Source organism: Pseudomonas sp. NPDC087814 (assembly GCF_044742865.1).
GTDB lineage: Bacteria > Pseudomonadota > Gammaproteobacteria > Pseudomonadales > Pseudomonadaceae > Aquipseudomonas.
On the sequence record NZ_JBIUVK010000025.1, the window covers coordinates 54,368 to 78,451 of the forward strand.

The following is a 24,084-nucleotide window of genomic DNA, read 5'->3' on the forward strand; positions in this document are numbered from 1 at the left end:
GCGCGCCATGGAAAGCGCCACTAAAATGCCATCACCGATACCGAGTTCGCATGTATGCGCATAGACGGCTTTTCATCACAGTCCTACCCCCTCAAGCGCAAGCCTCGCAAGGCGAACGTGACGGTAGACGACTCCGTCGAAGACTCGCCCGACTTTGTTGAAATCCAGTCTGACAACACTGCTGTTTCAACCCGTTCCCAGGGTTCCGGCGGTGCACGTACCAGTGGCGTTCCTGCCCGCCAGCAAGACATGATCTTCCCGCGCTCCATGAGCAAAAACGTCGCCAATGCTCTGGCCAGCTACCTGACCACTGCCGGCTTTGTCGAATGGGATATGGAAGTGCTGGGCCTCGATATCCATATCTGATGCTGTTGCCTTACTACCTCGGTTGTCCGTCCTGGAGTGAAAACGCCTGGCGCGAATACCTGTATCCCGCCGACGCCCGCTCCAGCGATTACCTTGCCCTGTATTCCCAGGTCTTCAACGCCGTCGAGGGCAACACCACGTTCTACGCCCGTCCTTCCGTCGCTACCGTGCAGCGCTGGGCTGAAATCATGCCCGAGCATTTTCGCTTCACGGCCAAGTTTCCGGGGGATATCAGCCACAGCGGCAACCTGATCGAGCAGTTGCCGGCGGCGGAAAGTTTCCTGGGGTTGATGAGCCCGTTGGGCGAGCGTATTTCGCCGTTGTGGCTGCAGCTGCCGGCCAGTTTTACCCCGCAGCGCCTGGGTGAGTTGGCCGGGTTTATCGACGGGCTGGAGCGACCGTTGGCGGTGGAGGTGCGTCACTCGGAATTTTTCGCCAAGGGCGACGCCGAGCGCAGTCTCAACCGCTTGCTGCGCGACCGCGGTGTCGAGCGCATCTGCCTGGACCCGCGTGCGTTGTTCAGTTGCACCTCCACCTCGGCAGCCGTGCTGCACGCCCAATCGAAAAAGCCCAAGGTGCCGCCTCGCCCGGCGGCGCTGACGCAGTTTCCGCAAGTGCGCTTTATTGGCCATCCGGAGTTGGAAGCCAATGATCCGTTCCTGGTGCCCTGGATTGAAAAGGTCGCCGGCTGGATCGAAGAGGGGCGTACGCCCTACGTGTTTCTTCACACTTCCGACAACCGCCTGGCCGCCCAACTGGCCTTGCGCTTTCATGAGAAATTGATGCTGCGCTTGCCCGGCTTGCCGGCATTGCCCACCCTGCATCGAGAACCCGCAGCGGAGCAACTGGGGTTACTCTAAGGCTCCTTTTCCCGATAGGAGTCAGTCATGGATGCCCAAACCCTTCGCGCCGAAACCTTCAAGGCCCTGCACGAGCGTGACCGCGCGTTCGTGATGCCCAATCCATGGGATGCCGGCTCCGCAAAAATGCTCGCCAGCCTGGGGTTTGAAGCCCTGGCCACCACCAGCGCCGGCTTTGCCTTCAGCCTCGGCCGCCCGGATGCCGAAGGTGCGTTGTCCCTGGAAGACACCTTGGGCAATGCCGGGGCGATCGTCCAGGCGACCTCGCTGCCCGTCGCCGCCGACCTGGAAAACTGCTTCAGTGACACCCCTGAAGGCTGCGCCGAGACTATCCTGCGGGCGGCAGCGACTGGGATTGTCGGTGGCTCCATCGAAGACGCCACCGGAATTGCCGTCGACCCGATCTATCCCTTTGACCTTTCCGTGGAGCGCGTCGAAGCCGCAGTCGCCGCTGCCCGCAGTTTGCCATTCCCCTTCACCCTGACCGCCCGCGCAGAAAACCTCCTGCATGGCCGGCTGGATTTGCCCGACACCATTCGCCGCCTGCAGGCCTACGCCGAAGCTGGCGCCGACGTGCTCTATGCACCGGCCCTGCGCAGTGCCGAGGAAGTATTGGCGGTGGTGAAGGCGGTTGCACCCAAGCCCGTGAATATCTTGATGTCAGGCGCCCTGAAACTCAGCGTGGCGCAGTTGAGCGAGATGGGCGTCAAGCGCATCAGCGTCGGCTCGGCCATGGCCCTGGCGGCTTATGGCGAGTTCTTCAGGGCGGCCCAGGAGGTTCATGAGTTGGGCACGTTTACCTTCACTGAGCGCTCGATGCCGTTCAACCAGGCCAATCAACTGTTCAAGGGCTGAGGCGTGCGTTTCTTCAAGGTGCTGGGCGTGCTGCTGGTGTTGGCAGGTGGTGTGTTGGTTGGCGTGTGGCGGGGCTGGGTGCCGCTGCCCGATGAGTGGAACCCGTGGGCGCCGCTGGACGTGCGGGCAAGCCCGAACCTGCTGACCCGATTCAAGCTTGGGCGTTTGCAGGATGATCCTGCCCTATGTGACCAAGTGCTGAAGACCTCCGGGCTGCGGGTCGCCCATCAGGCGGACAGCCCTGCCGACGCGGCTTGCCCGCTGCGCAATACATTGCGGGTTCAAGGCGCTGATGTCGGCTTGAGCAGCAGCTTTCTCGCCAGTTGCCCGCTGGCCGTGGCGTTCGCCCTGTTCGAGCGCCATAGCCTGCAACCAGCGGCCCAGGCGGTGTTTGGCCAGGCAGTGACGCGGGTCGATCACCTGGGCAGCTTTGCCTGTCGCAATATCTACAACCGCGCCAACGGGCGACTCAGCCAGCATGCGTCGGCCAATGCGTTGGATATCGCCGGGTTTCGCCTGGCGGACGGGCGCACCATCAGTGTGCTCAAGGATTGGCCGGGTGACGGCGAGCGTGCGCGCTTCCTGCGGCAAGTGCGCGACGGCGCCTGCAAGGATTTCAATGTGGTGTTGAGCCCGGATTACAACGCCGCCCACCGTAATCACTTTCATCTGGACATGGGTCGGTGGTGGGTGTGTCGCTGAGGGTCAGGCGGCCAGGCGCAGGTTGTGCAGGATCAGCGGACGCGCCCAGCGGCTGTCGAAATCCAGGGCTTTCTGTTGCTCAACCAGCTCTTCTGCCGGGAACGGTGGCGGTGGTGGTGGCAGCAGGTCCAGTTCGAATTCGGCGATCGGCAAATGCAGCGGGCGTGGTTGCGGCGCCGGACCCGGTTCGGGCAGCGGTTGGCCGGCGGTCAGGACGATCGGGCGCACCCAGGCGCTTTCGAAGTTTTGCTGCTTTTGCTGGGCGACCACTTCTTCCGCCGGGTACGGTGGCGGGGCCGGTGGCAGCAGTTCCAGTTCGAATTCGGCGATGGGCAGGAACAGCGGCTCGGGCGGGGCGATCTCGGTGTCTGTCACATCACAGGCGCGCTGGGTGACGATCTGCGACAGCAGGTCACTGCCTTCGCTGGGTTCTACCGCCGGGTCCACAGGTTTCGCCACCGACTTGGCGAGCGCGCCCGGCGTGTCGCCGAGCTGTTCGGCCAACGCCTGGGCGAAGAAGTCCTGCCACACATGACTGACGCCGGCCAGCGCTTGGGTATTGCGCAGGCCGAAGTGGTTGTGGGTCGGCAGTACACCGGTGAATAGCGAAGGAATGTCTGACATTTCTCTCGATCGTCGCTCAGCTCTGGCAAAATGCCGGATCCTTTTTTTATCGGCCGCTTTTTGCCGATCCTTAATATTTTTGAGCGTAGTCACCGATGAGCGAACAACCAGCGGCCAGCCGCATTCGGGTCGAGGCCTTGGCCGAAGGCTTTCAGGCGCGTGCGCAGCACTGGGCCGAGCAGCTGGGGTTGCCTTTGCAACTGGATGAGGCGGACTTTGCCTTGCAGGTGGGGGAGCAGGGGCTGCAGTTGCAACAGCTGGGGCCTGAGGCGCCGGGGCCGGTGCGGGTGGATTTTGTGGAGGGTGGGGCGGCGCACCGGCGTCTGTATGGCGGCGGCAGCGGGCAAATGATTGCCAAGGCGGTGGGTGTGGCGCAGGGCGTGCGGCCCAGGGTGCTGGATGCTACCGCGGGGTTGGGAAAGGATGCATTTGTGTTGGCCAGCCTGGGTTGCGAGATGAGCCTGATTGAACGCCAGCCGTTGATTGGGGCGTTGCTGGAAGATGGCTTGGCGCGAGGTGCAGAGGATTTTGAGGTGGCGCCGATTGTGGCGCGGATGAGGTTGCTCAAGGGCAACTCCATTGAGGTGATGCGCGATTGGGAGGGGGAGCCGCCTCAGGTGATTTATCTGGATCCGATGTTTCCGCATCGGGAGAAGACGGCGTTGGTGAAGAAGGAGATGAGGTTGTTTCGGCCGCTGGTGGGGGATGATCCGGATGCGCCGGCGTTGTTGGCGGCGGCGTTGGCTTTGGCCAGTCATCGGGTGGTGGTCAAGCGGCCGCGTAAGGCGCCTTGTATTGAGGGGGTTAAGCCGAGTCATGCGTTGGATGGGAAGTCCAGTCGGTATGACATTTATCCTAAGAAGGCGCTGAAGTCCTGAGGGTTGAGTACATATCCGTTATTTAGGTAACGGCCACTTAGGGTTCCGCTCTTACAGCGGGTCACTTTTGGCAAACGCCCGGAATGCCGGCCCAGCCAAAAGTAACCAAAAGGTCTTTCCCACCACTCGGTGCCTCGCTTAGGCTCGGCATGCCCGCACTCCGGCCTGGTTCCGCGGGCCGCTCCACCGTGCCTACTTGCGGCCATCGTGGTTGACGGGGCGGGGCCCGCAGATCAAAATCAAAAGCAGATCAAAAGCAGAGCACAGCGGCCTCCCGGCCGGCTTGAGTGTTAAAAGCAAAATCAAAAGCTAAAGCGGGCACGGTCCAAATGTGGGAGCGGGCTTGCTCGCGAAGGTCGTTAACGATGACGTGGGTATCCTGATTCAAAGCGGCGTCCTCTGGTTTTTCGCGAGCAAGCCCGCTCCCACAGAAAAGCAGAGCTGTTTTCGCTCTGGTATTTGCTTTTGCTTTTAACACTCAAGCCGGCCGGGAGGCCGCTGTGCTTTTGATCTGCTTTTGATCTTGATCTTAGGCGCCCCGTTAAACCACGCTGGCCGAACGCAGGCTTTGGAGCGTGGGTAACCTGGCAGGACGCCAGGTTAGCCGTCCTGGGCCAAGGATGGCCCATGACGGCGGCCCACGGTCCAAAGCCGGAGTGAGGGCACACCGAGCCTAGGCGAGGTGCCGAGTGGTGGGGCAAGAGCGTTTTGCTTACTTTTGCGCTGTTCAAAAGTGAGCCGCTGTAAGAGCGGAACCCTAAGTGGCCGTTACCTAAATAACGGATATGTACTCAGTTCAAAAAGCCCGATAAGCCCGCATAAACAGCCCCACAACCTCCTGCACATGCTCCTCGGCCGCCTCAGCGCTCAGTTGCCCCCCGCACCCATACAACAAACAAAAATTCGCCGTCCCCTTGAGCAAGCAAAAAAAATGCTCCGCCGCGGTGAACGGCTTGGCAATACGCAATGCGCCACTCTGGTCGATCTTACCGAGCAGCCGCTCCATCCCCTGCAACATACGCATCGGCCCAGCCTCGAAAAAGATCTGCGACAACTTCGGATCCTGACTCCCGGAAGTCATCATCAACCGATGCAGGTTCACCGACTCCTCGCTATTGATCAGCACATGAAACCCGCGGGCGATATTGAGCAGCACCTTCTCCACCGGCATACCCTCGGGCAGCTCGAAATACATCACCGGTAACTGCTCTTCGCACTTGGCAACCACCGCCGCCGAGAACAGCGTCTCCTTGTCGGTGAAATGGCTGTACACCGTCAGCTTCGACACCCCGGCCTCCACTGCCACGGCATCCATGCTGGTACTGGCATACCCATTACTCAAAAACAGGATCTTCGCCGCATCAAGAATCGCCTGGCGTTTTGCCATGTCCTTGGGACGCCCGGGGCTATTGGTGTTCACAGGATTGTCGGACATTTTCACTTTATTACTGGACTGGTGAGTTTGGTATTAATAACATACTGGCCAGTATAATTAGTCCTAGCACCATTAGCGAAAGGTCCTTCAGCATGCGCAGCTATTTCCTGCCACTCGCTTTGCCTGCCAGCTTGTTATTCCTGTTGGCTGCCTGTGGCCATGAAGAAGCGGCGCAAACCACCGTCCGCCCGGCCATGGTGGTTCAGCCAGAGCCTTCGGCGCAGGCTTCCGACAGCTACCCGGGCGAGGTGCATGCACGCTATGAACCCGACCTGGCCTTTCGCATTGGCGGCAAAGTCAGCCGACGACTGGTGGAGGAGGGCGAGCGCGTCAAGGCCAACCAGCCCCTGGCCGAACTCGACCCTCAGGACGTACGCCTGCAACTGGAAGCCACCCGCGCCCAGGTCGCCGCTGCCGACGCCAACCTGAGCCTGGTACGCGCCGAGCGTGACCGCTACAAGACCCTGATGGACCGTCAGATGGTCAGCCGCTCCCAGTACGACAACTCCGAAAACCTCTACCGCTCCGGTGAAGCACGCCTCAAGCAGATCAAGGCCGAATTCGACGTGGCCAATAACCAGGCCGGTTACGCCGTGTTGCGCGCACCCCAGGATGGCGTGGTCGCCAAGCGTGCAGTGGAAGTCGGCCAGGTGGTGTCGGCCGGCCAGACCGTATTCACCCTGGCCACCGATGGCGAGCGGGAGGTGTTGATCAGCCTGCCGGAGCAAAGCTTCGGGCGTTTCAAGATTGGCCAGCCGGTGTCCGTGGAACTGTGGAGCCAGCCCGACCAACGCTTCAACGGCCGCATCCGCGAACTGTCGCCGGCTGCCGATCCAAAGTCGCGAACCTTCGCCGCCCGCGTCGCGTTTACCGGCGGCAAAGTGCCTGCGGAACTGGGGCAGAGCGCTCGCGTCTTCATCCAGGCTGACGGGGTGATTCCCCTGGCGGTGCCGCTGTCTGCCCTGAGCGCGGAGAACGGCGCGTCCTACGTCTGGGTGGTGCAGCCCGACAATACCCTCAAGCGCACACCGGTGCGGATCGGCGCCTTTGGCGAGAAAACCGTGCCGGTGCTGGAAGGCTTGAACCCCACTGATTGGGTGATCGCCGCCGGTGTGCATGTACTCCATGAGGGCCAGCAAGTGCGCCCGGTGGATCGCGCCAATCGAGTGGTAAGTCTGGCGGCCAAGGAGTAGTCCCCGATGGGTTTCAATCTTTCCGAATGGGCGTTGCGTAATCGCCAGATCGTACTTTTCCTGATGATCCTGCTGGCAGTGGTCGGCACCTTGTCCTACACCAAGCTGGGACAAAGCGAAGACCCGCCGTTTACCTTCAAGGCCATGGTGATCAAGACCAACTGGCCAGGCGCTACGGCCCAGGAAGTGTCGCGCCAGGTCACCGAGCGTATTGAAAAGAAATTGATGGAGACCGGCGACTACGAGCGCATCGTCTCCTTCTCGCGGCCCGGTGAATCCCAGGTCACCTTCATGGCCCGGGACTCGATGCACTCCGCAGAGATCCCGGACCTCTGGTACCAGGTGCGCAAGAAAATCAGCGATATTCGCCAGACCCTGCCACCGGATATCCAGGGCCCGTTTTTCAACGATGAATTCGGTACCACCTTCGGCAATATCTACGCCCTGACCGGCGATGGCTTTGACTACGCCGTGCTCAAGGACTACGCCGACCGCATCCAGATTCAGCTGCAACGGGTGCCGGATGTCGGCAAGGTCGAACTGCTGGGCTTGCAGGACGAGAAGATCTGGATCGAGCTGTCCAACCTCAAGCTCGCCACCCTCGGCCTGCCGCTGGCGGCCGTGCAGCAGGCGTTGCAGGAACAGAATGCGGTGTCCACCGCCGGCTTCTTTGAAACCCCGAGCGAGCGCGTGCAGTTAAGGGTGTCCGGCAACTTCAAGACCGTTAAGGAGATTCGCGACTTCCCGATCCGCGTCGGTGATCGTACGTTCCGTATCGGTGACGTGGCCGAGATTCATCGTGGCTTCAACGATCCACCGGCACCGCGCATGCGCTACATGGGCGCCGACGCCATCGGGCTGGCCGTGGCCATGCGTGATGGTGGCGACATCCTGGTGCTGGGCAAGGCCCTGGAAGGCGAATTCGCACGCCTGCAGAAGAACCTTCCTGCCGGTATGGAACTGCGCAAGGTGTCGGACCAGCCGGCAGCGGTAAAAACCAGTGTCGGCGAATTCGTCCAGGTGCTCGCCGAGGCCCTGGCGATTGTGTTGCTGGTGAGCTTTTTCTCTCTGGGCGTGCGCACCGGCATGGTGGTCGCCCTGGCGATTCCGCTGGTGTTGGCCATGACGTTTGCCACCATGTATTACCTCGGCATCGGCCTGCACAAAATCTCCCTTGGCGCGCTGGTGCTGGCGTTGGGGTTGCTGGTGGACGATGCGATCATCGCCGTGGAAATGATGGCGATCAAAATGGAGCAAGGGTACGACCGGCTCAAGGCCGCCAGTTTCGCCTGGACCAGCACAGCCTTCCCGATGCTCACCGGCACCCTGATCACGGCCGCGGGTTTCCTGCCGATTGCCACGGCGCAATCGAGCACCGGTGAATACACCCGCTCGATCTTCCAGGTGGTGACCATTGCGCTGCTGGCCTCGTGGGTCGCCGCCGTGATGTTCGTGCCGTACCTGGGGGAAAAACTCCTGCCGGACCTGGCGAAGATTCATGCGGCCAAGCATGGCACCGACGGGCCGGATCCCTACGGCACACCCTTCTATCAGCGCGTAAGACGCCTGGTGGAATGGTGCGTGCGTCGGCGCAAGACGGTGATCGTCCTGACCTTGCTGCTGTTTATCGGCTCGGTGGCGCTGTTCCGCTTTGTGCCCCAGCAGTTCTTCCCGGCTTCCGGGCGACTGGAACTGATGGTCGACCTGAAACTGGCTGAAGGCGCGTCCCTGAGCAATACGGCTGACCAGGTCAAACGCCTTGAAGCCTTGCTCAAGGAACATGCAGGTATTGAAAACTATGTGGCCTATGTCGGTACCGGTTCGCCACGTTTCTACCTGCCGCTGGACCAGCAACTGCCGGCCGCCAGCTTTGCCCAGTTTGTGGTGTTGGCCAAGACCATCGAGGAGCGCGAAAGCTTGCGCACCTGGCTGATCGAAACCCTCAACGAACAATTCCCGGACCTGCGTTCGCGGGTTACGCGGCTTGAAAACGGCCCGCCGGTTGGCTACCCCGTGCAGTTCCGGGTAACGGGCGAGCACATCGAAGAAGTCCGGGCCCTGGCGCGGAAAGTGGCGGCCAAGGTTCGCGAAAATACCCACGTGGTCAACGTGCACCTGGACTGGGAAGAACCGAGCAAGATCGTCTACCTCAACGTTGACCAGGACCGCGCCCGTGCCCTCGGCGTGAGCACCGCCAACCTGTCGAAATTCCTCCAGAGTTCCCTCACGGGCTCCAGCGTCAGCCAGTACCGCGAGGACAACGAGTTGATCGAAATCCTGCTGCGCGGCACGGTGCATGAGCGCACCGAGCTGTCGCTGCTGCCAAGCCTGGCGGTGCCGACCGACAACGGCAAGAGCGTGGCGCTGTCGCAGATCGCGACCCTGGAATACGGCTTTGAGGAAGGCATCATCTGGCACCGTAATCGCCTGCCGACCGTGACCGTTCGCGCCGATATCTACGGCAAGGAACAACCGGCCACCCTGGTGCAGCAGATCCTGCCGACCCTCGAAGGTGTGCGTGCTGAACTGCCGGACGGCTACCTGCTGGAAGTTGGCGGCACGGTCGAGGATTCCGCCCGTGGGCAGAACTCGGTCAAGGCCGGTGTGCCGCTGTTTATCGTGGTGGTGCTGACCTTGCTGATGCTGCAATTGCGCAGCTTCTCCCGCACCGCGATGGTGTTTCTCACGGCGCCCTTGGGCCTGATCGGGGTGACACTGTTCCTGCTGGTATTCCGCCAGCCCTTTGGGTTCGTGGCGATGCTGGGGACCATCGCGCTGTCGGGGATGATCATGCGTAACTCGGTGATCCTGGTGGACCAGATCGAGCAGGACATCAAGGCCGGCCTGGCTCCCTGGCAGGCGATTATCGAGGCGACCGTGCGGCGCTTCCGGCCGATTGTGCTGACGGCGCTGGCGGCCGTACTGGCGATGATCCCGCTGTCCCGCAGCGTGTTCTTCGGGCCGATGGCCGTGGCGATCATGGGCGGCTTGATTGTTGCGACGGCATTGACCCTGTTGTTCCTGCCCGCGCTGTATGCGGCGTGGTTTCGGGTCCGCAAGGAGGCGGTGTAAGGCTGCGAGTGGCAGGGGTGTCCTGTAAGGAAATGCCTCTGGTCATTCACACATAGACGCAAACTGCGACCCTGGGCGACGGAACGTTTGCCCGTGGTGCTCCACTCAGAATTGTCTGATTGACAGACGTCGTTGTCGGGGCCGCAAGCCTGCGGTCCCGATGAACAACAATGAGTTCATGGAGTGTCATATGTTTATTTTGTCTGCCCTGGCAGCTTTCAAAGGTGCTTTCCTGGGGTCACTGCTGGGCAATCTGTTGCCTGGTTCCAATAAAGAAGCTGATACAGCGCGACCGCACAAGCCCGGCCATGGACGGCCCGGTTTCAACCACGGCCATCACTCCCGACCAACGGGGCCTGTCCTGCCTGCGCGGCCCAAGCCGTATCACCAGGCGCCGGTGCATGAGGCCCACCAACCCTACCAGAGGTCATCGGCACTCTTTCCGATCCATCGATAGCCGCTGACTCGAGGCAGCCCGGGAACCACTCGGGCTGCCTTGCCACTCAGAGGGGGCTTTTGACCATAGATATCGAGGAGTGTGTATGATTTTTCCAGTACTGGTTTCACCACTGCACCTGTTGGGGGCTGTATTTGGAATAGGGCCGAATTCCGGTCGGTCCAATGGCAATGGCCAGCCCGAGATCAACATTAATATCAAAACCGAAAACAACACCACCAACATCAGCAACAGCAATGCCGTGGGTAGTGATTTGCCTTGCAAGTGCCGCTATTAAAAAAAACGCCCTGAATAGTTCAGGGCGTTTTTAGTTGCCGGGTATGGTCTACAGCGCGCCGAACACCTTCTTGGCCAAGCTGGTGGCAGCCGCCGCCGGGTTCTTGCGAATGGTTTCTTCCTGCTGGGCGATCATCTTGAACAGCCCGTCCAGCGCCTGTTCGGTCACGTAGCTTTCGACATTGGCGCTCTTGGCATCAATGGCGCCAAAGGTGGCGGCCTTGCCGGCGAGCGCGTTGTACTGCTGGGCCACGCCGACCTTGTCGGTAGCGGCCTTGACGATCGGCAGGAACTTGGCCCGGATCTCGTCACGGCTGCTTTTGTTCAGGTACTGGGTGGCCGAGTCCTGGCCGCCGGTGAGGATGCCCTTGGCATCGGTCACACTCATGTTTTTCACCGCGTTTACCAGGATCGGCTGGGCCTGGGTGACAGCAGACTCGGCCGCCTTGTTCATGCTGGTTTCAAGTTGCGTGACCTGGTCACCCATGCCGAACATTTTCAACTTGTCAGCGACTTTGCCCAACTTGCCCGGCAGGCCGATCTTCACTTCGGGGTTGTTGCTGAAACCACCGGGCACACCCAGTTGTTTCACGGCAATCTGTGCGCCTTGGGTCAGTGCATCCTTGAGGCCGCCGGTGGCGTCGCCCTGGGACAGGCTGCCGAGGGACAAGGCCATGGCGTTGGCACCGAGCAGCAAGCCGGCGCACAGGGCAGTGAGGCGAAGGGAGTTACGGAGCATGGGCGCTTCCTTATGTTCGATATTTTAATCAGTGTGCAACCGCATCCACGCGCAGGCGCAGCGGTTGTGGGTCCTGGCCGTTCAACTGCACGGAGTGCCGTTCGGTGGTGATAAACAGTAGCTTGCCCTCCAGTTCGATGCGAGCGCTCACCGAGTAACTGTGGCCAGGCTTGACCTGGGTCGGGTCGTAGCTCAGGTGAAAGGGCAGCGGCACCTGGCCTTTCACCGGGCCTTTCTGCTCGGCCAGGGTCACGGCCGGGGCGTCCATCAAGGACACATCCTGCAGGGTCACACTCAAGGTGGCGGCGGGCGGCAGGGCGATGCGTTGCAGGTAGAAGACTTCGCCATCGAGGCTGGCTTTGGGCGCGGGGCTCATGGTCTGGCAGGCTCCCAGCAGGGCGGTCAGGCCCAGGAGGATGATTTTTTTCATGGTGCAGCTCCTTGTCAACGGCGCCAGAAACACCCTGGCGCCTCGGTCACTCTAGTGTGTTTCTTCGGGTACCACAGGCTGGTCTGGCGCCTCTTCGCTGCGATGCAGTGCGACCTGGCGAATTGACAGGCGAATCTCCGCGGGCAATACGCGTTTGGCTGCACCTTCGGCCAGCTCACCCAGCAGCGGGTGATAGCTCAGTTTGCCGGCCTCGTCGCGACGCAGCACATCTTGCTCCAGCAGGGTCTGGATAAAATGTCGGAAAAGGCTCTTGTCGAAGAACTCCGGGGCATTCAGGCCGTGCAGGATCGACAGGCGCTGGGCCATGACCGTGCACAGGTCTTCCAGCTCTTCGGCGCTGATGCTGTTCTGGCCGCTGTTGAGCAGCAGCGAGATCGCCATGTAGAAGCGTTGCAGGGTCTGGGCGATGCTCTTGGACAGCAGGGTCAACAGCACAAACTGCCGTGAGCTCGGCGCCGGGCGCAGGTACACGTCGTTTTCAAAACGCAGCAGGCCTTGTTCGACGAAGGCTTCGAGCCACTGGTCGACCACCGCGTCCAGCTCGTCCAGGGACCAGCGGATAAACAGCTCCGATTGCAGGTACGGGTAGAGCGCACGGGTATAGCGCAGGATCTGTTCGCGGCTCATCCGCGAGCTGCTCTGGAAGAAACTCGCCAGCAGCGCCGGCAGGGCAAAAATGTGCAGCACATTGTTGCGGTAGTAGGTCATCAGGACGGCGTTCTGCTCGTCCAGGTAGAGGATCTTGCCCAGTGCATCGCTCTGTTCCGACAGCAGGTGCATGTCCTTGACGTGCTTGATCAGCGCCAGGCCGTCGCCTTCCGGCAGGGTGGTGTGGGGCGAGTAGGGCACCTTGCGCAGCAGTGCCAGGTACAGATCCAGCTGGCGCGCCATCGCCTGTTCGTCCAGGGCCAGGCGGGTGGTGGACAGCAGCGCGAGGGCCACCAGGTTCACCGGATTGATCGCCGCCGCTTCGTTCAAGTGTTGCGCCACCCGTTCTCCGAGGCGGTTGGTGGTTTCGTTGAGCCACGCCGGCTTGTAGTTCGGGCCCAGCTCCTGGGAGCGCCAGTCGGGCTGCTCGCTGTCGAGGAATTCAGCCAGCTTGATCGGTTCGCCGAAGTTCACGGCGACCTGGCCAAAGCGCTGCTTGAGGGCGCCGACCACTTTGAAAATATCGAAAATCGACTCTTTCTTCTTGCTCGCACCGCGCAGTTCGCCCAGGTAAGTGCGGCCTTCCAGCACCCGCTCATAGCCGATGTACACCGGCACGAACACGATGGGCATGCGCGAGGAACGCAGGAAGCTGCGCAGGGTGATCGCCAGCATCCCGGTCTTCGGTTGCAGCATGCGCCCGGTGCGCGAGCGTCCGCCTTCGACGAAGTATTCCACCGGGAAACCCTTGGTGAACAAGGTGTGCAGGTATTCGTTGAACACCGAGGTGTACAGCGGGTTGCCCTTGAAAGTACGGCGCATGAAAAACGCCCCGCCACGGCGCAACAGGCTGCCGATCACCGGCATGTTCAGGTTGATCCCGGCGGCGATGTGCGGCGGGGTCAAGCCATTCTTGAACAGGAGATAGGAGAGCAGCAGGTAGTCGATATGGCTGCGATGGCACGGTACATAGATCACCTCGTAGCCCTGGGCGACCTTTTGCACACCTTCGATGTTGTTGACCTTGATGCCGTCGTAGATCTTGTTCCAGAACCAGCTCAGCACCACTTCGAGGAAACGGATGGCGGTGTAGGTGTAGTCCGAGGCGATCTCGTTGCCATAGCGCAGGGCCTGGGCCTTGGCTTTCTCGGGGGTGATTTTCTCGCGTTCGGCCTCGTCGAGGATCGCCTGGCGTACCAGTGGCATGTTCACCAGGCCCTTCACCAGGTTGCGCCGGTGGGACAGGTCGGGGCCGATCACTGCGGTTTTCAGGTTGCGAAAGTGCACCCGCAGGATGCGCTGGGCCATGCGCACGGTGCGTTCGTGGCCTTTATTGTGCTCGATCAACTCACGCAGGTTGATGGGCGCGGAGAATTGCACCCGGGTCTTGCGGCCCAGGATCAGGATGCTCAGCAGCCGGCGCAGGCGGCCGGTGACGGCCCAGCTGTCGGCGAACAGCAGTTTCCAGGGGCTGGACTCGCTGTCGGGCGACTGGCCCCAGAACACGCTGACTGGAATGATCTGTGCATTCTCTTCGGCGTGTTCGGTGAGCACATCCACCAGGCGGGTCAGGGTGGGTGGGGCGCCACGCTTGTCCTGGCGCCCCAGCCAGTCAGGGTCGGGCGTCAGGTAGAAGAAGGCCGCCGGCTCCATCAGCGGGCCGACCGACACCGGCAGCACCGGGCGCGGCAGGCCGGCCTTGGTACATTCGGTATCAACCACCGCCAATTCGGTGAGGGATGGAGATTGCAGGACGTAAAACACCGGACGACTGCGGTCGAGGTTCAAGGTAAGGGACGACTGGTTGATCGTCTCTGAGCGAACCCAGAGGTACAACAGCCGGCGCAAGGTGCCAAATACCAGACGGCGAAAGGGAGAGCGGGTCATACGGCTTCTGCTTTGAGTGGGGAAAAAAACCGGGCAGGTGCTCGGGGCGCTAGTGTGCAGTATTAGCCGAAAATCGGCAAAAAAGCGGCGAAGTAATCTTGAGTTGAAGCTTTTTGAGCCTGTCTTATACTCGGCAGTTCAACTGCGACGACTCAACAATAAACGTACTTATAAAAAGCATGTGGGAGCAAAACAGATGGCAACGCGCGAAACCGGCAATGTGAAGTGGTTCAACGACGCCAAGGGCTATGGCTTTATCCAGCGGGAAGATGGCAAGGATGTGTTTGTGCACTACCGCGCCATTCGCGGTGAAGGGCATCGTTCATTGGCCGAAGGCCAGCAGGTGGAATACGCCGTGGTGACGGGAGAGAAGGGCTTGCAGGCTGAGGATGTGGTGGGCCTGTAACCTTGGCGTGATCGTTCCCACGCTCTGCGTGGGAATGCTTCTTTGGACGCTCCGCGTCTGCTTTTAATCGTGACGCGGAGCGTCACAGGTTGCATTCCCACGCAGAGCGTGGGAACGATCCCTCAGGTTGTTTTCCAGGTGATCTGCTCTTCACCGTCTGCGCTGATACGAATCCAGGTATCCGCGCTTTCTTCACCTTCTTCCTCTACCCAGCTGCCCGGCGCGCAACGCACTTCGACGTTCAGCGCGGCAAAGGCTGCGCGGGCGCAGGCGATGTCGTCTTCCCACGGGGTCTGGTCGCTTTCCAGGTACAGGCTGTTCCATTTGCCTACGGCTTTCGGCAGCCAGGTGACCGGTACGCTGCCGGCTTTGCACTTGTAGGTCTGGCCGCGCTGGACCCAGTCGGTGCACGGGCCCAGGGCGGCGCCCAACCAGGCGGCGATGGCCTTGTGGTCGACGTCGGCGTCCTTGAGGTAAATCTCGATATCAGGTTGGCGCATGGATGTTCCTCGTTGCGGGATTTTGAAAATCCATTCGCGGATTCGGTGTGGGCCCCGAGGCCCACAAAAATAATGGGTTATTGAAGCACGAAATAGTCGTAGCGCATCGACACAGTGACCAGCAGCGGTTCGGCGGCTTCGATCACCCGGGCCCGGCGTTCGGCACTGGCGCGCCAGCCGTGGGGCGTCATCGCCAGCAGGTTGGCGCGATCCTTGGGATCGGCCAGGCTGAGCTTGAACTCCAGGGTTTCGCTGTGTTGCAGGCTCATGCCCTGCGGCACCAGCGCCAGGTGCTTGTCGTCGGTGTACTCGCGCACTTCGTCGTACAAACGCTCACGCAGCTCCATCAGGTGGCCGCGGGTCGGGCCGACTTTCATCAAACCACCACCCGGGCTGAGCAGGCGCTTGGCCTCCAGCCAGTCCAGTGGGCTGAACACGCTGGCCAGGAACTGGCAACTGGCATCGGCCAACGGCACCCGGGCCATGCTGGCGATCAACCAGGTCACCGTGGGGTTGCGCTTGCAGGCGCGCTTGACCGCTTCCCTGGAAATATCCAGGGCATAACCATCGGCGCGCAGCAGGGCGTCGGCGATCTGTGCGGTGTAGTAACCCTCGCCACAGCCGATATCCAGCCAGCGCTGGGGTTTGCGTTCAGCGGCCAGTTCGGCCAGGCGCCTGGCCACCGGGGCGTAATGCCCGGCGTTGAGGAAGTCGCGGCGCGCTTCCACCATCGCCAGGTTGTCGCCTGGGTCACGGCTGTTCTTGTGCTGCACCGGCAACAGGTTCAGGTAACCCTGGCGCGCCCGGTCGAAACGGTGCCCGGCCGGGCAGGCTACGCCGTTGTCCACTTCATGGAGCGGTGCGCTGCAAATGGGGCAAGCGAGCATCAGGCGAGCAACTTGATCAGGGTCTGGTAGTAGATTTCGGTCAGCACATCGAGGTCGCTGGCGAGGATGCGCTCGTTGACCTGATGGATCGTCGCGTTGACCGGGCCCAGCTCCACCACCTGAGTGCCGAGGGTCGCGATGAAGCGCCCATCGGAGGTGCCGCCGCTGGTGGACGCCTGGGTCTCGCGACCGGTGACGGCCTTGATGCTGGCGGAGACCGCATCGAGCAACGCGCCCGGTTCGGTGAGGAACGGCAGGCCCGACAGCGCCCACTCCACATGCCAGTCCAGGCCATGCTTGTCGAGAATCGCCGCGACCCGCTGCTGCAGGCCTTCGACGGTGGACTCGGTGGAGAAGCGGAAGTTGAACACCGCCGTCAGGTCGCCCGGGATCACGTTGGTGGCGCCGGTGCCGGAGTTGAGGTTGGAAATCTGGAAGCTGGTAGGCGGGAAGAAGGTGTTGCCATCGTCCCAGTGCTCGGCGGCCAGTTCGGCCAGGGCCGGAGCGGCCAGGTGGATCGGGTTCTTCGCCAGGTGCGGGTAGGCCACATGGCCTTGCACGCCGCGCACGGTCAGGGTGGCGCCGAGGGAGCCGCGACGGCCGTTCTTGACCACGTCGCCCACCAGGGTGGTGCTCGACGGTTCGCCGACGATGCACCAGTCCAGGCGCTCCTTGCGGGCTGCCAGGCGTTCGATCACGGCCTTGGTGCCGTGGTGCGCCGGGCCTTCTTCGTCACTGGTGATCAGGAATGCGACCGAACCCTTGTGGTCCGGGTAGTCGGTCACAAATCGCTCGGAAGCGACCAGCATCGCCGCCAGGCTGCCTTTCATGTCGGCTGCGCCACGGCCGCAGAGCATGCCGTTTTCATCGATCAGCGCGTCGAACGGGTCGTTCTGCCAGGCCTTGACCGGGCCGGTCGGCACCACGTCGGTGTGGCCGGCGAAGCACAATACCGGGCCTTCGTGTTTGCCGTGGGTGGCCCAGAAGTTATCCACATCCTCGATGCGCATCGGCTCAAGCGCAAAACCGGCGTCGCCCAGGCGCTGCATCATCAGCTTCTGGCAATCGGCGTCGACCGGCGTCACCGACGGGCGGCGGATCAGGTCGATAGCGAGTTGGAGGGTCGGCGAAAGGTCGGCGTGGGCCGTCATGTAAAAACTCCAGAAGCATGTCAGGGCGCAAGGCTTATGTGGGAGGGGGGCTTGTGTGGGAGCGGGCTTGCTCGCGAATGCGCCGGGTCAGTTCATACATTGTTGACTGACACTCCGCATTCGCGAGCAAGCCCGCTCCCACACAAAGCAATGGCCTGGGCCAAGTCTCACAAAATGGCCGTTATCTTATAGCAAAACGGCGGCCAGAGGCCGCCGTTTAGTGCATTGCGCAGGATTTTAAGCAGCGGCCACAGGCTCTTGCTTCGGTGCCGGTTTCGGCAGCGACGACAGGAACGCCATGATCAGCGCCGCCACATACGGCAGCGACTGCACCAGCAACATCACCACCCAGAAGCGCATGTCATTGCTCGGCAGGCCCTGCACCAGGTAAATCCCCAGTGCCGCACCCCACAACAGCAGCATGATGAACATCTCTTCCCGGGCTTCGGAGATCGCCACCCAGAAACCGTGGTTATCGGCGTTCTTCGGTGTACGGAAGAACGGAATGCTGGTGGTGAAGAACCCGTACAGCACCGCCTTGGCGATGGTGTGCGACAACGCCAGCCCGGCCAGTGCCGCGCAGAACGCATCTTTCAGGTTCACACCCACCGCACGACGGTAGAGGAAGATGATCTTGCCGACCTTGAACACGAACAACGCCAGTGGCGGAATCGCGAAAATCAGCAGCGGCGGGTCAACCCGCGTCGGCACGATAATCATCGCCGCCGACCACAACAAGGCGCCCACGGTGAAGAAGATGTTCATGCCGTCGGCCACCCACGGCAACCATCCCGCGAGGAAGTGGTAGCGCTGGCCACGGGTCAGCTCGGTGTCCTTGCCGCGCAAGAGGCTCGCAGTGTGGCGCTTGATGATCTGGATCGCGCCGTAGGCCCAGCGGAAACGCTGTTTCTTGAAGTCGATAAAGGTATCGGGCATCAGGCCCTTGCCGTAGCTGTCGTGGTAGTACGCCGCCGACAGGCCCTTCTCGAAGACCCGCAGGCCCAGCTCGGCATCCTCACAGATGCACCAGTCGGCCCAGCCCAGCTCTTCCAGCACCGAGCGACGGGTCATGGTCATGGTGCCGTGCTGGATGATCGCGTCACGGTCGTTGCGGGTGACCATGCCGATATGGAAGAAGCCTTTGTATTCCGCGTAGCAGAGCTTCTTGAAGGTGCTTTCGTTCTGGTCGCGATAATCCTGTGGCGACTGCACCACGGCGATTTTCGGATCGGCGAAGTGCGGCACCATGTGCTTGAGCCAGTTTGGCGACACGCAGTAATCGGAGTCGATCACCGCGATCACTTCGGCATCCTTGGCGGTGTGCGGGATCAGGTAGTTCAGTGCGCCGCCCTTGAAACCGGCCAGGGGCGAGACGTGGAAGAACTTGAAGCGCGGGCCGAGGGTTTCGCAGTAGTCGCGCACCGGCTCCCACACGGCCGGGTCCTTGGTGTTGTTGTCGATGATCAGGACTTCGTAGTCCGGATAATCGAGGGCGGCCAGGGCGTCGAGGGTCTGTTTGACCATCTCCGGCGGCTCGTTGTAGCACGGCACGTGGATCGAGACTTTCGGGCGGTAGTCCGAATCCCCTTCAACCGGCAGGAATTCACGCCGGCGTTTGTGGGTCCAGACTGCTTCGGCCAGCTCATGGGCTTCGGTCAGCAACACGATAAATACGCCCAGGGCGCCGAGTGCCAGCAGGAAGCCCACCGTCAAGCTGAACCAGGTGCTGTATTGCTGGCTGTAGTCATAACCGATCCACACCAATACCGACCCGCATAGGAACGCGATAAAGGTCAGGAACGTACGGCCGCGCTGGCGCAGGGCCGAGCCGTCGATCATCAGCAGGGTCAGGGACAGCAGCGCAAGCACCACCGAGCCGATCGCCAGCACTCGCCATTGCGGAATCGCGACCACCGGGCCATCAAAGTTGAATTTCTGCTGGCGTGCGGCGTTGAACACGCCCCAATAGGCGCCTACAGAGCCTTCGTCGCTGGCTTTCCATGGCTGGTCAAACGCTTCGATCACGAAGTAGTTGTAGCCCTGGCGGTTCAGCGTGTTAACCAGCGTGCGCAGGTAAATCGCCTGGTCGGCGGGGGAGGCGTCAGCACCGCCACGCATCCGGCCGTTGCTCGGCCAGCCAACCTCCGACAGCAACAGCGGCTTTTTCGGGAAGGTCTTCTTCAGGTCCCGTGCGCGATCGAGTACGAACTGGCCGGCCTTGTCCACCGGGATATGTTCCCAGTACGGCAGGATGTGCGCGGCGATCAGGTCGACGTGCTTGGCCAGTTGCGGGTTGTGTTCCCAGATGTGCCATTGCTCGGAGGTGGTTACGGGCACCTTGACGGCGGCCCGTACCCGATCCAGCAGCACGATCAGCGCTTCCGGAGTGATTTCCTCGCGGAACAGCGCCTCGTTGCCCACCACTACCCGCACTACGCTGCGGGAGCTGTTGGCGATTTCGATGGCGCGCTGGATCTCGCGCTCGTTGCGCTCGAGGTCCGGACTGATCCAGATCCCCAGGGTCACCCGCAGGCCGAATTCTTCCGCCAGCTTGGGGATATCCCCCAGGGTGCCGTCGACCGAGTAGGTACGGATGTTGTCCGTCAGCTTGCTCATGATCGCAAGGTCCTGACGCATTTGATCGTCGGTCGGATACTGGTCTTTCTGTGGGTACTGGCCTTGCTGGAACGGCGAGTACGAAAAACCGGAGATCTGCTCGGGCCAGTTAGGGGCATTGACCGGGCGGTTGATCAGCGCCCAGAAGCCGGTGAACAGCGCGGCAATTGCCAGCACCACCACCAGGTTGAGTCCAAATTTACGCGATGACATGGCTATTTCGGGTTCCAAAGGGTGTGGAACGAAAAGAGGTGTCGGCCTGCGCCGAACGGCGCGCATCCTACACTGGCCTTTCACCGACCGTACAGCAAGCCGGGAAAAACCGGACATTGGGCAGTGCAACTCGTCGTAAGTTCTCTTACTTGTAGCTTGTAGTTTAAAACTTGTCGCTGTGTAGCCCTATAATGCGCGCCGGTTTTTGGGGTAATGGTCATGAGTACAGAAGATCCACGGTTTGCCGGCGTCGCCCGCTTGTATGGCATTGAAGGCCTGGAGCGCCTGAAGGCGGCCCATGTGGCCATCGTCGGCGTGGGCGGGGTGGGTTCGTGGGCGGCGGAAGCCATCGCTCGCTGCGGCGTGGGCGAGATTTCGCTGTTTGACCTCGATGATGTATGCGTCAGCAACAGCAACCGTCAGTTGCATGCGCTGGACAGCACGGTGGGCAAGGCCAAGGTCGAGGTCATGGCCGAGCGCCTGAAAGGCATCAACCCGGATTGCACCGTGCACGCGGTGGCGGATTTCGTGACCCGCGAGACGATGGCCGAGTACATCACGCCCAATATCGATTGCGTGATCGACTGCATCGACAGTGTGAACGCCAAGGCCGCACTGATTGCCTGGTGCAAGCGGCGCAAGATCCAGATCATCACCACCGGCGGCGCGGGCGGGCAGATTGATCCGACGTTGATTCAGGTGTGTGACTTGAACCGTACGTTCAATGACCCGCTGGCGTCGAAGGTGCGCTCCACGTTGCGTCGCGATTATGGCTTCTCCCGCACTGTGACCCGCCATTACAGCGTGCCCTGCGTGTTCTCCACCGAACAGCTGCGTTACCCGAAGCCGGACGGCAGCATCTGTTTGCAGAAGAGTTTTGTCGGGGATGGCGTGAAGCTGGACTGCGCCGGCGGGTTTGGCGCGGTGATGATGGTGACTGCGACCTTCGGCATGGTGGCCGCGACCAAGGCGGTGGACAAGATAGTGGCCGGCGTGCGCCGGCCTGCTGACAGAGTTCAGGCAACACCGATCTCTGCACCCTGAAAAGATCAAAATGTGGGAGCGGGCTTGCTCGCGAAGGCGGAGTGTCAGTCACCAGACAGGTCGACTGATACACCGCCTTCGCGAGCAAGCCCGCTCCCACATTTAGTTTTGTATAAGGCTCAACTCCCGCATGCGCTGCAGCACCGCATTCAACCCATTGCTGCGCGACGGCGATAACTGCCGCGACAGGCCCAGTTGCTCAAACCAGCCGGGCAAGTCGACGGCTTGCAGTTCGGCGGCAGACACACCGTTGACCCGCGCCAGCAACAACGCCACCAGCCCGCGTATCAGCCGTGCATCGCTGCTGGCGGCAAACTGCCAATGCCCATCCTGCAAGCGCCCCACCAGCCACACCAGGCTTTCACAGCCCTGCACCAGGTTGGCGTCGACCTTGTCTTCATCCGGCAAGGCGGGCAGCCGCTCGCCCCATTGCATCAGCAGGCGGGCTCGTTGCTCCCAACTGCCGACCGCCTGGAACGCTTCCAGCGCGACAACGGCCTCAGTCGGCAAGCTCATCGCAACATATCCAGGGCTTGATCCAGCGCTTCAAAAAAGCGCTCCAGGTCATCGGAGTCGTTGTACAGCGCCAATGACACCCGAATCGCCCCCGACAATCCCATCTGCTTGAGCAGCGGCATCGCACAATGATGGCCGGCGCGCACCGCAATCCCTTGTTCGGTCAGCAAGTGGGCGAGGTCGGCGTTGTGCACGCCTTCCACCACGAAGCTGGCCAGGGCGACGTGCGGCGACCCCAGCAAGCGCACGCCATTGCGCGCTTGCAAGCCACGCAACAGGTAGTCGTGCAGGGCGGCTTCGTGAGCCGTCACCGCCTGCTGGTCCAGGGAACTCAGGTAATCCAGGGTTGCCCCCAGGCCGATCACGCTGGCGATCGGCGGAGTCCCGGCTTCGAAACCGAGGGGCGCCGGGCGGAAACTGGCGCTTTGATAATCAGCCTGCTGCACCATCTCGCCCCCAAACTGCCAGTGGCGCAGGTGATGCAGGGCTTCGGTGCGGCCATACAGCACGCCGACGCCGTCCGGCCCATAGAGTTTATGGCTGGAAAACACGTAGAAGTCGCAGCCCAGGGCCTGCATATCATGGCGACCATGCACGATGCCCTGGGCGCCATCGACCACCGTCAGTGCATCGTGGGCCTTGGCCAGCGCCAGCAGTTGCGGCAACGGCTGCCAGGCGCCAAGTACGTTGGACAGTTGGCTCACCGCCAGCAGGCGGGTGCGCGGGCCGATCAGTTGGGCGGCGGCTTGCAGGTCGATCAAGCCGCCAGCGTCAAGCGGCAGTACCACCAGCGCCAGCTCGCGACGCTTGGCCAGTTGCTGCCACGGCAGCAGGTTGGCGTGGTGCTCCAGGGCGCTGATGACAATCTCGTCGCCCGGGTTGAATAGGTGCTCAAGGCCATAAGCCAGGAGGTTCAGCGCCGATGTCGCGCCGTGGGTGAAGATGATTTGCCCCTCGTCACCGACGTTCAGCCACTGTGCCACCTTGCTGCGACTGTCCTCGAAAGCCTGGGTCGCGTGGGCGCCCGGCAAATGCTGGGCACGGTGCACATTGGCTGCGCCATTGGCGTAGTAATGGCTGATGGCGTCCAGCAGGGCTTGAGGTTTTTGCGTGGTGGCGGCGTTGTCCAGATAGGTCTGGTCTTGCCGTTGCAGGGTGGCGATGGCCGGAAAATCGGCGCGCCAGGGAGAGGGCACAAGCATGGTGATCAAGACTCGTATAAACGGCCCGCACCGGTCAGGCGCGGGCCGTTAGTGGCATCGAGTCGCTGCTTAGTTGTGAGCGTGCAGCGCTGCGTTCAGTTCGATGGCCGATTTGTGGGTTTTGCACTCCACGGCACCGGTCTCGGAGTTGCGGCGGAACAGCAGGTCCGGTTGGCCGGCCAGCTCGCGGGCCTTGACCACCTTGACCAGCTGGTTCTGCTCGTCCAGCAGCGCAACCTTGGTGCCGGCGGTCACGTACAGGCCCGACTCCACGGTGTTGCGGTCGCCCAACGGGATACCGATACCGGCGTTGGCGCCGATCAGGCAGCCTTCGCCGACCTTGATCACGATGTTGCCGCCACCCGACAGGGTGCCCATGGTGGAGCAACCGCCGCCCAGGTCCGAACCCTTGCCGACGAACACGCCAGCCGACACGCGGCCTTCGATCATGCCCGGGCCTTCGGTACCGGCGTTGAAGTTGACGAAACCTTCGTGCATCACGGTGGTGCCTTCGCCTACGTAGGCGCCCAGGCGGATCCGCGCGGCATCAGCGATACGCACGCCGCTCGGCACCACGTAGTCGGTCATCTTCGGGAACTTGTCCACCGAGAACACTTCCAGCAGGTCGCCACGCAGGCGCGCTTCCAGTTGACGCTCGGCCAGCTCATTGATGTCGATTGCGCCCTGGCTGGTCCAGGCCACGTTCGGCAACTGCGGGAACACACCGGCCAGGCTCAGGCCGTGAGGCTTGACCAGGCGATGGGACAGCAGGTGCAGCTTGAGGTAGGCCTCAGGCGTGGAGGTCAGTGCGGCGTCTTCGGCCAGCAGGGTGGCGACCAGCGGCGTGTGGCTTTCAGCCAGGCGGCTCAACAGGGCGGCTTGGGCAGCGTCGACGCCCTTGAGCGCGTCAGCCAGTTGCAGGGCCTGGGTGACGGTGAAAGTGATCGCCTGGTTGCCTTCGGTGTAACCGAGGATCGGCGCGATGGCCGCGATGATTTCAGCCGATGGATTGAGCAGCGGTTGTGCGTAAAACACTTCCAGCCAAGCACCTTGGCGGTTCTGAGTGCCGACGCCGAAGCCCAGGCTGAACAGGGAATTGGACATGC

The 24,084-nt window shown here is 61.8% G+C and carries 22 protein-coding genes; 10 read left to right on the forward strand and 12 right to left on the reverse strand.

All coding sequences use genetic code 11. The annotated features are described in order from the left end of the window. The first annotated feature begins 54 nt into the window (after positions 1 to 54). The 4 genes from ACIOMR_RS18770 to ACIOMR_RS18785 are packed head-to-tail and all read left to right on the forward strand — an operon-like array spanning position 55 to position 2,783. Positions 55 to 366: a hypothetical protein gene (locus ACIOMR_RS18770; protein ID WP_003219213.1), complete on the forward strand. Its 312-nt coding sequence runs from the start codon at positions 55 to 57 to the stop codon at positions 364 to 366. After that, complete coding sequence (locus tag ACIOMR_RS18775; RefSeq protein ID WP_003219211.1) at positions 366 to 1,226, forward strand: DUF72 domain-containing protein; 861 nt, start codon at positions 366 to 368, stop codon at positions 1,224 to 1,226. The genes ACIOMR_RS18770 and ACIOMR_RS18775 overlap by 1 nt, the downstream gene beginning before the upstream one ends. Before the next feature lie 27 nt (positions 1,227 to 1,253). Further along, positions 1,254 to 2,081, forward strand: a complete 828-nt coding sequence (locus tag ACIOMR_RS18780) for an oxaloacetate decarboxylase (protein WP_008431093.1) — start codon at positions 1,254 to 1,256, stop codon at positions 2,079 to 2,081. A 3-nt stretch (positions 2,082 to 2,084) separates the two neighbouring features. Beyond that, a complete protein-coding gene (locus tag ACIOMR_RS18785) occupies positions 2,085 to 2,783 on the forward strand; it encodes an extensin family protein (protein ID WP_087695213.1) in 699 nt (232 codons plus the stop codon). 3 nt (positions 2,784 to 2,786) lie between these two features. On the opposite strand, the gene ACIOMR_RS18790 is transcribed toward ACIOMR_RS18785, so the two are convergent. Continuing rightward, the gene (locus tag ACIOMR_RS18790; RefSeq protein WP_032898688.1) at positions 2,787 to 3,407 is read right to left on the reverse strand and encodes a hypothetical protein; all 621 of its coding nucleotides are present in this window, start codon (positions 3,405 to 3,407) and stop codon (positions 2,787 to 2,789) included. Between the two features lie 95 nt (positions 3,408 to 3,502). Between ACIOMR_RS18790 and ACIOMR_RS18795 the strand changes: the two genes are divergently transcribed. Further along, positions 3,503 to 4,285, forward strand: a complete 783-nt coding sequence (locus tag ACIOMR_RS18795) for a class I SAM-dependent methyltransferase (RefSeq protein WP_003219204.1) — start codon at positions 3,503 to 3,505, stop codon at positions 4,283 to 4,285. A 796-nt stretch (positions 4,286 to 5,081) separates the two neighbouring features. On the opposite strand, the gene ACIOMR_RS18800 is transcribed toward ACIOMR_RS18795, so the two are convergent. Then, the gene (locus tag ACIOMR_RS18800; protein ID WP_003219360.1) at positions 5,082 to 5,720 is read right to left on the reverse strand and encodes a TetR/AcrR family transcriptional regulator; all 639 of its coding nucleotides are present in this window, start codon (positions 5,718 to 5,720) and stop codon (positions 5,082 to 5,084) included. Between the two features lie 92 nt (positions 5,721 to 5,812). Here ACIOMR_RS18800 and ACIOMR_RS18805 point away from each other — a divergent pair, with 92 nt between their 5' ends. The 3 genes from ACIOMR_RS18805 (at position 5,813) to ACIOMR_RS18815 (ending at position 10,719) form a co-directional block, all read left to right on the forward strand. After that, complete coding sequence (locus tag ACIOMR_RS18805) at positions 5,813 to 6,913, forward strand: efflux RND transporter periplasmic adaptor subunit (RefSeq protein WP_401195742.1); 1,101 nt, start codon at positions 5,813 to 5,815, stop codon at positions 6,911 to 6,913. A gap of 6 nt (positions 6,914 to 6,919) precedes the next feature. Continuing rightward, on the forward strand, positions 6,920 to 9,985 hold the full coding sequence (locus ACIOMR_RS18810; protein ID WP_134325827.1) for an efflux RND transporter permease subunit: 3,066 nt from the start codon (positions 6,920 to 6,922) through the stop codon (positions 9,983 to 9,985). Positions 9,986 to 10,527: 542 nt separating this feature from the next. Next, positions 10,528 to 10,719: a hypothetical protein gene (locus ACIOMR_RS18815; protein WP_177117599.1), complete on the forward strand. Its 192-nt coding sequence runs from the start codon at positions 10,528 to 10,530 to the stop codon at positions 10,717 to 10,719. A 48-nt stretch (positions 10,720 to 10,767) separates the two neighbouring features. On the opposite strand, the gene ACIOMR_RS18820 is transcribed toward ACIOMR_RS18815, so the two are convergent. From ACIOMR_RS18820 to plsB, 3 genes are read right to left on the reverse strand one after another with little or no spacing between them, the layout of a single operon-like run. Beyond that, positions 10,768 to 11,457, reverse strand: a complete 690-nt coding sequence (locus ACIOMR_RS18820) for a DUF4197 domain-containing protein (protein ID WP_003219356.1) — start codon at positions 11,455 to 11,457, stop codon at positions 10,768 to 10,770. Positions 11,458 to 11,485: 28 nt separating this feature from the next. Beyond that, positions 11,486 to 11,887, reverse strand: coding sequence for a YbaY family lipoprotein (locus tag ACIOMR_RS18825; RefSeq protein WP_003219355.1), 402 nt, complete (start codon positions 11,885 to 11,887; stop codon positions 11,486 to 11,488). A 51-nt stretch (positions 11,888 to 11,938) separates the two neighbouring features. Continuing rightward, a complete protein-coding gene (gene plsB, locus ACIOMR_RS18830; RefSeq protein WP_102368222.1) occupies positions 11,939 to 14,443 on the reverse strand; it encodes a glycerol-3-phosphate 1-O-acyltransferase PlsB in 2,505 nt (834 codons plus the stop codon). Between the two features lie 196 nt (positions 14,444 to 14,639). Between plsB and ACIOMR_RS18835 the strand changes: the two genes are divergently transcribed. Continuing rightward, positions 14,640 to 14,849, forward strand: coding sequence for a cold-shock protein (locus ACIOMR_RS18835; protein WP_003219353.1), 210 nt, complete (start codon positions 14,640 to 14,642; stop codon positions 14,847 to 14,849). 122 nt (positions 14,850 to 14,971) lie between these two features. Here the strand turns inward: ACIOMR_RS18835 and ACIOMR_RS18840 are convergent, their stop codons facing one another. The 4 genes from ACIOMR_RS18840 to ACIOMR_RS18855 all read right to left on the reverse strand — a co-directional run bounded on the left by ACIOMR_RS18840 (position 14,972) and on the right by ACIOMR_RS18855 (position 20,216). Continuing rightward, positions 14,972 to 15,349, reverse strand: a complete 378-nt coding sequence (locus ACIOMR_RS18840) for a hypothetical protein (protein ID WP_008430491.1) — start codon at positions 15,347 to 15,349, stop codon at positions 14,972 to 14,974. 77 nt (positions 15,350 to 15,426) lie between these two features. Then, positions 15,427 to 16,236 carry a putative RNA methyltransferase gene (locus tag ACIOMR_RS18845; RefSeq protein ID WP_008430489.1) on the reverse strand — a complete coding sequence of 270 codons (810 nt, stop codon included), beginning with the start codon at positions 16,234 to 16,236 and terminating at the stop codon, positions 15,427 to 15,429. Further along, entirely contained in the window at positions 16,236 to 17,387 is a 1,152-nt protein-coding gene (dapE, locus tag ACIOMR_RS18850) for a succinyl-diaminopimelate desuccinylase (protein WP_008430488.1), read from the reverse strand. The genes ACIOMR_RS18845 and dapE overlap by 1 nt, the downstream gene beginning before the upstream one ends. A gap of 237 nt (positions 17,388 to 17,624) precedes the next feature. After that, a complete protein-coding gene (locus ACIOMR_RS18855; protein ID WP_003219347.1) occupies positions 17,625 to 20,216 on the reverse strand; it encodes a glycosyltransferase in 2,592 nt (863 codons plus the stop codon). 219 nt (positions 20,217 to 20,435) lie between these two features. On the opposite strand from ACIOMR_RS18855, the gene tcdA reads away from it, so the two are divergent. Beyond that, the gene (gene tcdA / locus ACIOMR_RS18860) at positions 20,436 to 21,260 is read left to right on the forward strand and encodes a tRNA cyclic N6-threonylcarbamoyladenosine(37) synthase TcdA (RefSeq protein ID WP_167665521.1); all 825 of its coding nucleotides are present in this window, start codon (positions 20,436 to 20,438) and stop codon (positions 21,258 to 21,260) included. A 102-nt stretch (positions 21,261 to 21,362) separates the two neighbouring features. Here the strand turns inward: tcdA and ACIOMR_RS18865 are convergent, their stop codons facing one another. The 3 genes from ACIOMR_RS18865 to dapD all read right to left on the reverse strand — a co-directional run bounded on the left by ACIOMR_RS18865 (position 21,363) and on the right by dapD (position 24,082). Next, positions 21,363 to 21,776, reverse strand: coding sequence for a SufE family protein (locus ACIOMR_RS18865; protein WP_087694929.1), 414 nt, complete (start codon positions 21,774 to 21,776; stop codon positions 21,363 to 21,365). Beyond that, the gene (locus ACIOMR_RS18870) at positions 21,773 to 22,978 is read right to left on the reverse strand and encodes an aminotransferase class V-fold PLP-dependent enzyme (protein ID WP_008432246.1); all 1,206 of its coding nucleotides are present in this window, start codon (positions 22,976 to 22,978) and stop codon (positions 21,773 to 21,775) included. The genes ACIOMR_RS18865 and ACIOMR_RS18870 overlap by 4 nt, the downstream gene beginning before the upstream one ends. 69 nt (positions 22,979 to 23,047) lie before the next feature. Beyond that, positions 23,048 to 24,082, reverse strand: a complete 1,035-nt coding sequence (gene dapD / locus ACIOMR_RS18875) for a 2,3,4,5-tetrahydropyridine-2,6-dicarboxylate N-succinyltransferase (protein ID WP_003219342.1) — start codon at positions 24,080 to 24,082, stop codon at positions 23,048 to 23,050. Positions 24,083 to 24,084 lie beyond the last annotated feature (2 nt).

Bases quoted from the DNA above. Each gene is read 5' to 3' on its own strand.
- ACIOMR_RS18775 (WP_003219211.1), top strand. From the start codon at position 366: ATGCTGTTGCCTTACTACCTCGGTTGTCCGTCCTGGAGTGAAAACGCC.
- tcdA (WP_167665521.1), top strand. From the start codon at position 20,436: ATGAGTACAGAAGATCCACGGTTTGCCGGCGTCGCCCGCTTGTATGGC.
- dapE (WP_008430488.1), bottom strand. From the start codon at position 17,387: ATGACGGCCCACGCCGACCTTTCGCCGACCCTCCAACTCGCTATCGAC.
- ACIOMR_RS18780 (WP_008431093.1), top strand. From the start codon at position 1,254: ATGGATGCCCAAACCCTTCGCGCCGAAACCTTCAAGGCCCTGCACGAG.
- ACIOMR_RS18805 (WP_401195742.1), top strand. From the start codon at position 5,813: ATGCGCAGCTATTTCCTGCCACTCGCTTTGCCTGCCAGCTTGTTATTC.
- ACIOMR_RS18820 (WP_003219356.1), bottom strand. From the start codon at position 11,457: ATGCTCCGTAACTCCCTTCGCCTCACTGCCCTGTGCGCCGGCTTGCTG.
- ACIOMR_RS18815 (WP_177117599.1), top strand. From the start codon at position 10,528: ATGATTTTTCCAGTACTGGTTTCACCACTGCACCTGTTGGGGGCTGTA.
- ACIOMR_RS18800 (WP_003219360.1), bottom strand. From the start codon at position 5,720: ATGTCCGACAATCCTGTGAACACCAATAGCCCCGGGCGTCCCAAGGAC.
- ACIOMR_RS18845 (WP_008430489.1), bottom strand. From the start codon at position 16,236: ATGCTCGCTTGCCCCATTTGCAGCGCACCGCTCCATGAAGTGGACAAC.
- ACIOMR_RS18810 (WP_134325827.1), top strand. From the start codon at position 6,920: ATGGGTTTCAATCTTTCCGAATGGGCGTTGCGTAATCGCCAGATCGTA.
- ACIOMR_RS18840 (WP_008430491.1), bottom strand. From the start codon at position 15,349: ATGCGCCAACCTGATATCGAGATTTACCTCAAGGACGCCGACGTCGAC.
- ACIOMR_RS18825 (WP_003219355.1), bottom strand. From the start codon at position 11,887: ATGAAAAAAATCATCCTCCTGGGCCTGACCGCCCTGCTGGGAGCCTGC.
- ACIOMR_RS18855 (WP_003219347.1), bottom strand. From the start codon at position 20,216: ATGTCATCGCGTAAATTTGGACTCAACCTGGTGGTGGTGCTGGCAATT.
- ACIOMR_RS18870 (WP_008432246.1), bottom strand. From the start codon at position 22,978: ATGCTTGTGCCCTCTCCCTGGCGCGCCGATTTTCCGGCCATCGCCACC.
- ACIOMR_RS18795 (WP_003219204.1), top strand. From the start codon at position 3,503: ATGAGCGAACAACCAGCGGCCAGCCGCATTCGGGTCGAGGCCTTGGCC.
- ACIOMR_RS18865 (WP_087694929.1), bottom strand. From the start codon at position 21,776: ATGAGCTTGCCGACTGAGGCCGTTGTCGCGCTGGAAGCGTTCCAGGCG.
- plsB (WP_102368222.1), bottom strand. From the start codon at position 14,443: ATGACCCGCTCTCCCTTTCGCCGTCTGGTATTTGGCACCTTGCGCCGG.
- ACIOMR_RS18790 (WP_032898688.1), bottom strand. From the start codon at position 3,407: ATGTCAGACATTCCTTCGCTATTCACCGGTGTACTGCCGACCCACAAC.
- dapD (WP_003219342.1), bottom strand. From the start codon at position 24,082: ATGTCCAATTCCCTGTTCAGCCTGGGCTTCGGCGTCGGCACTCAGAAC.
- ACIOMR_RS18835 (WP_003219353.1), top strand. From the start codon at position 14,640: ATGGCAACGCGCGAAACCGGCAATGTGAAGTGGTTCAACGACGCCAAG.
- ACIOMR_RS18770 (WP_003219213.1), top strand. From the start codon at position 55: ATGCGCATAGACGGCTTTTCATCACAGTCCTACCCCCTCAAGCGCAAG.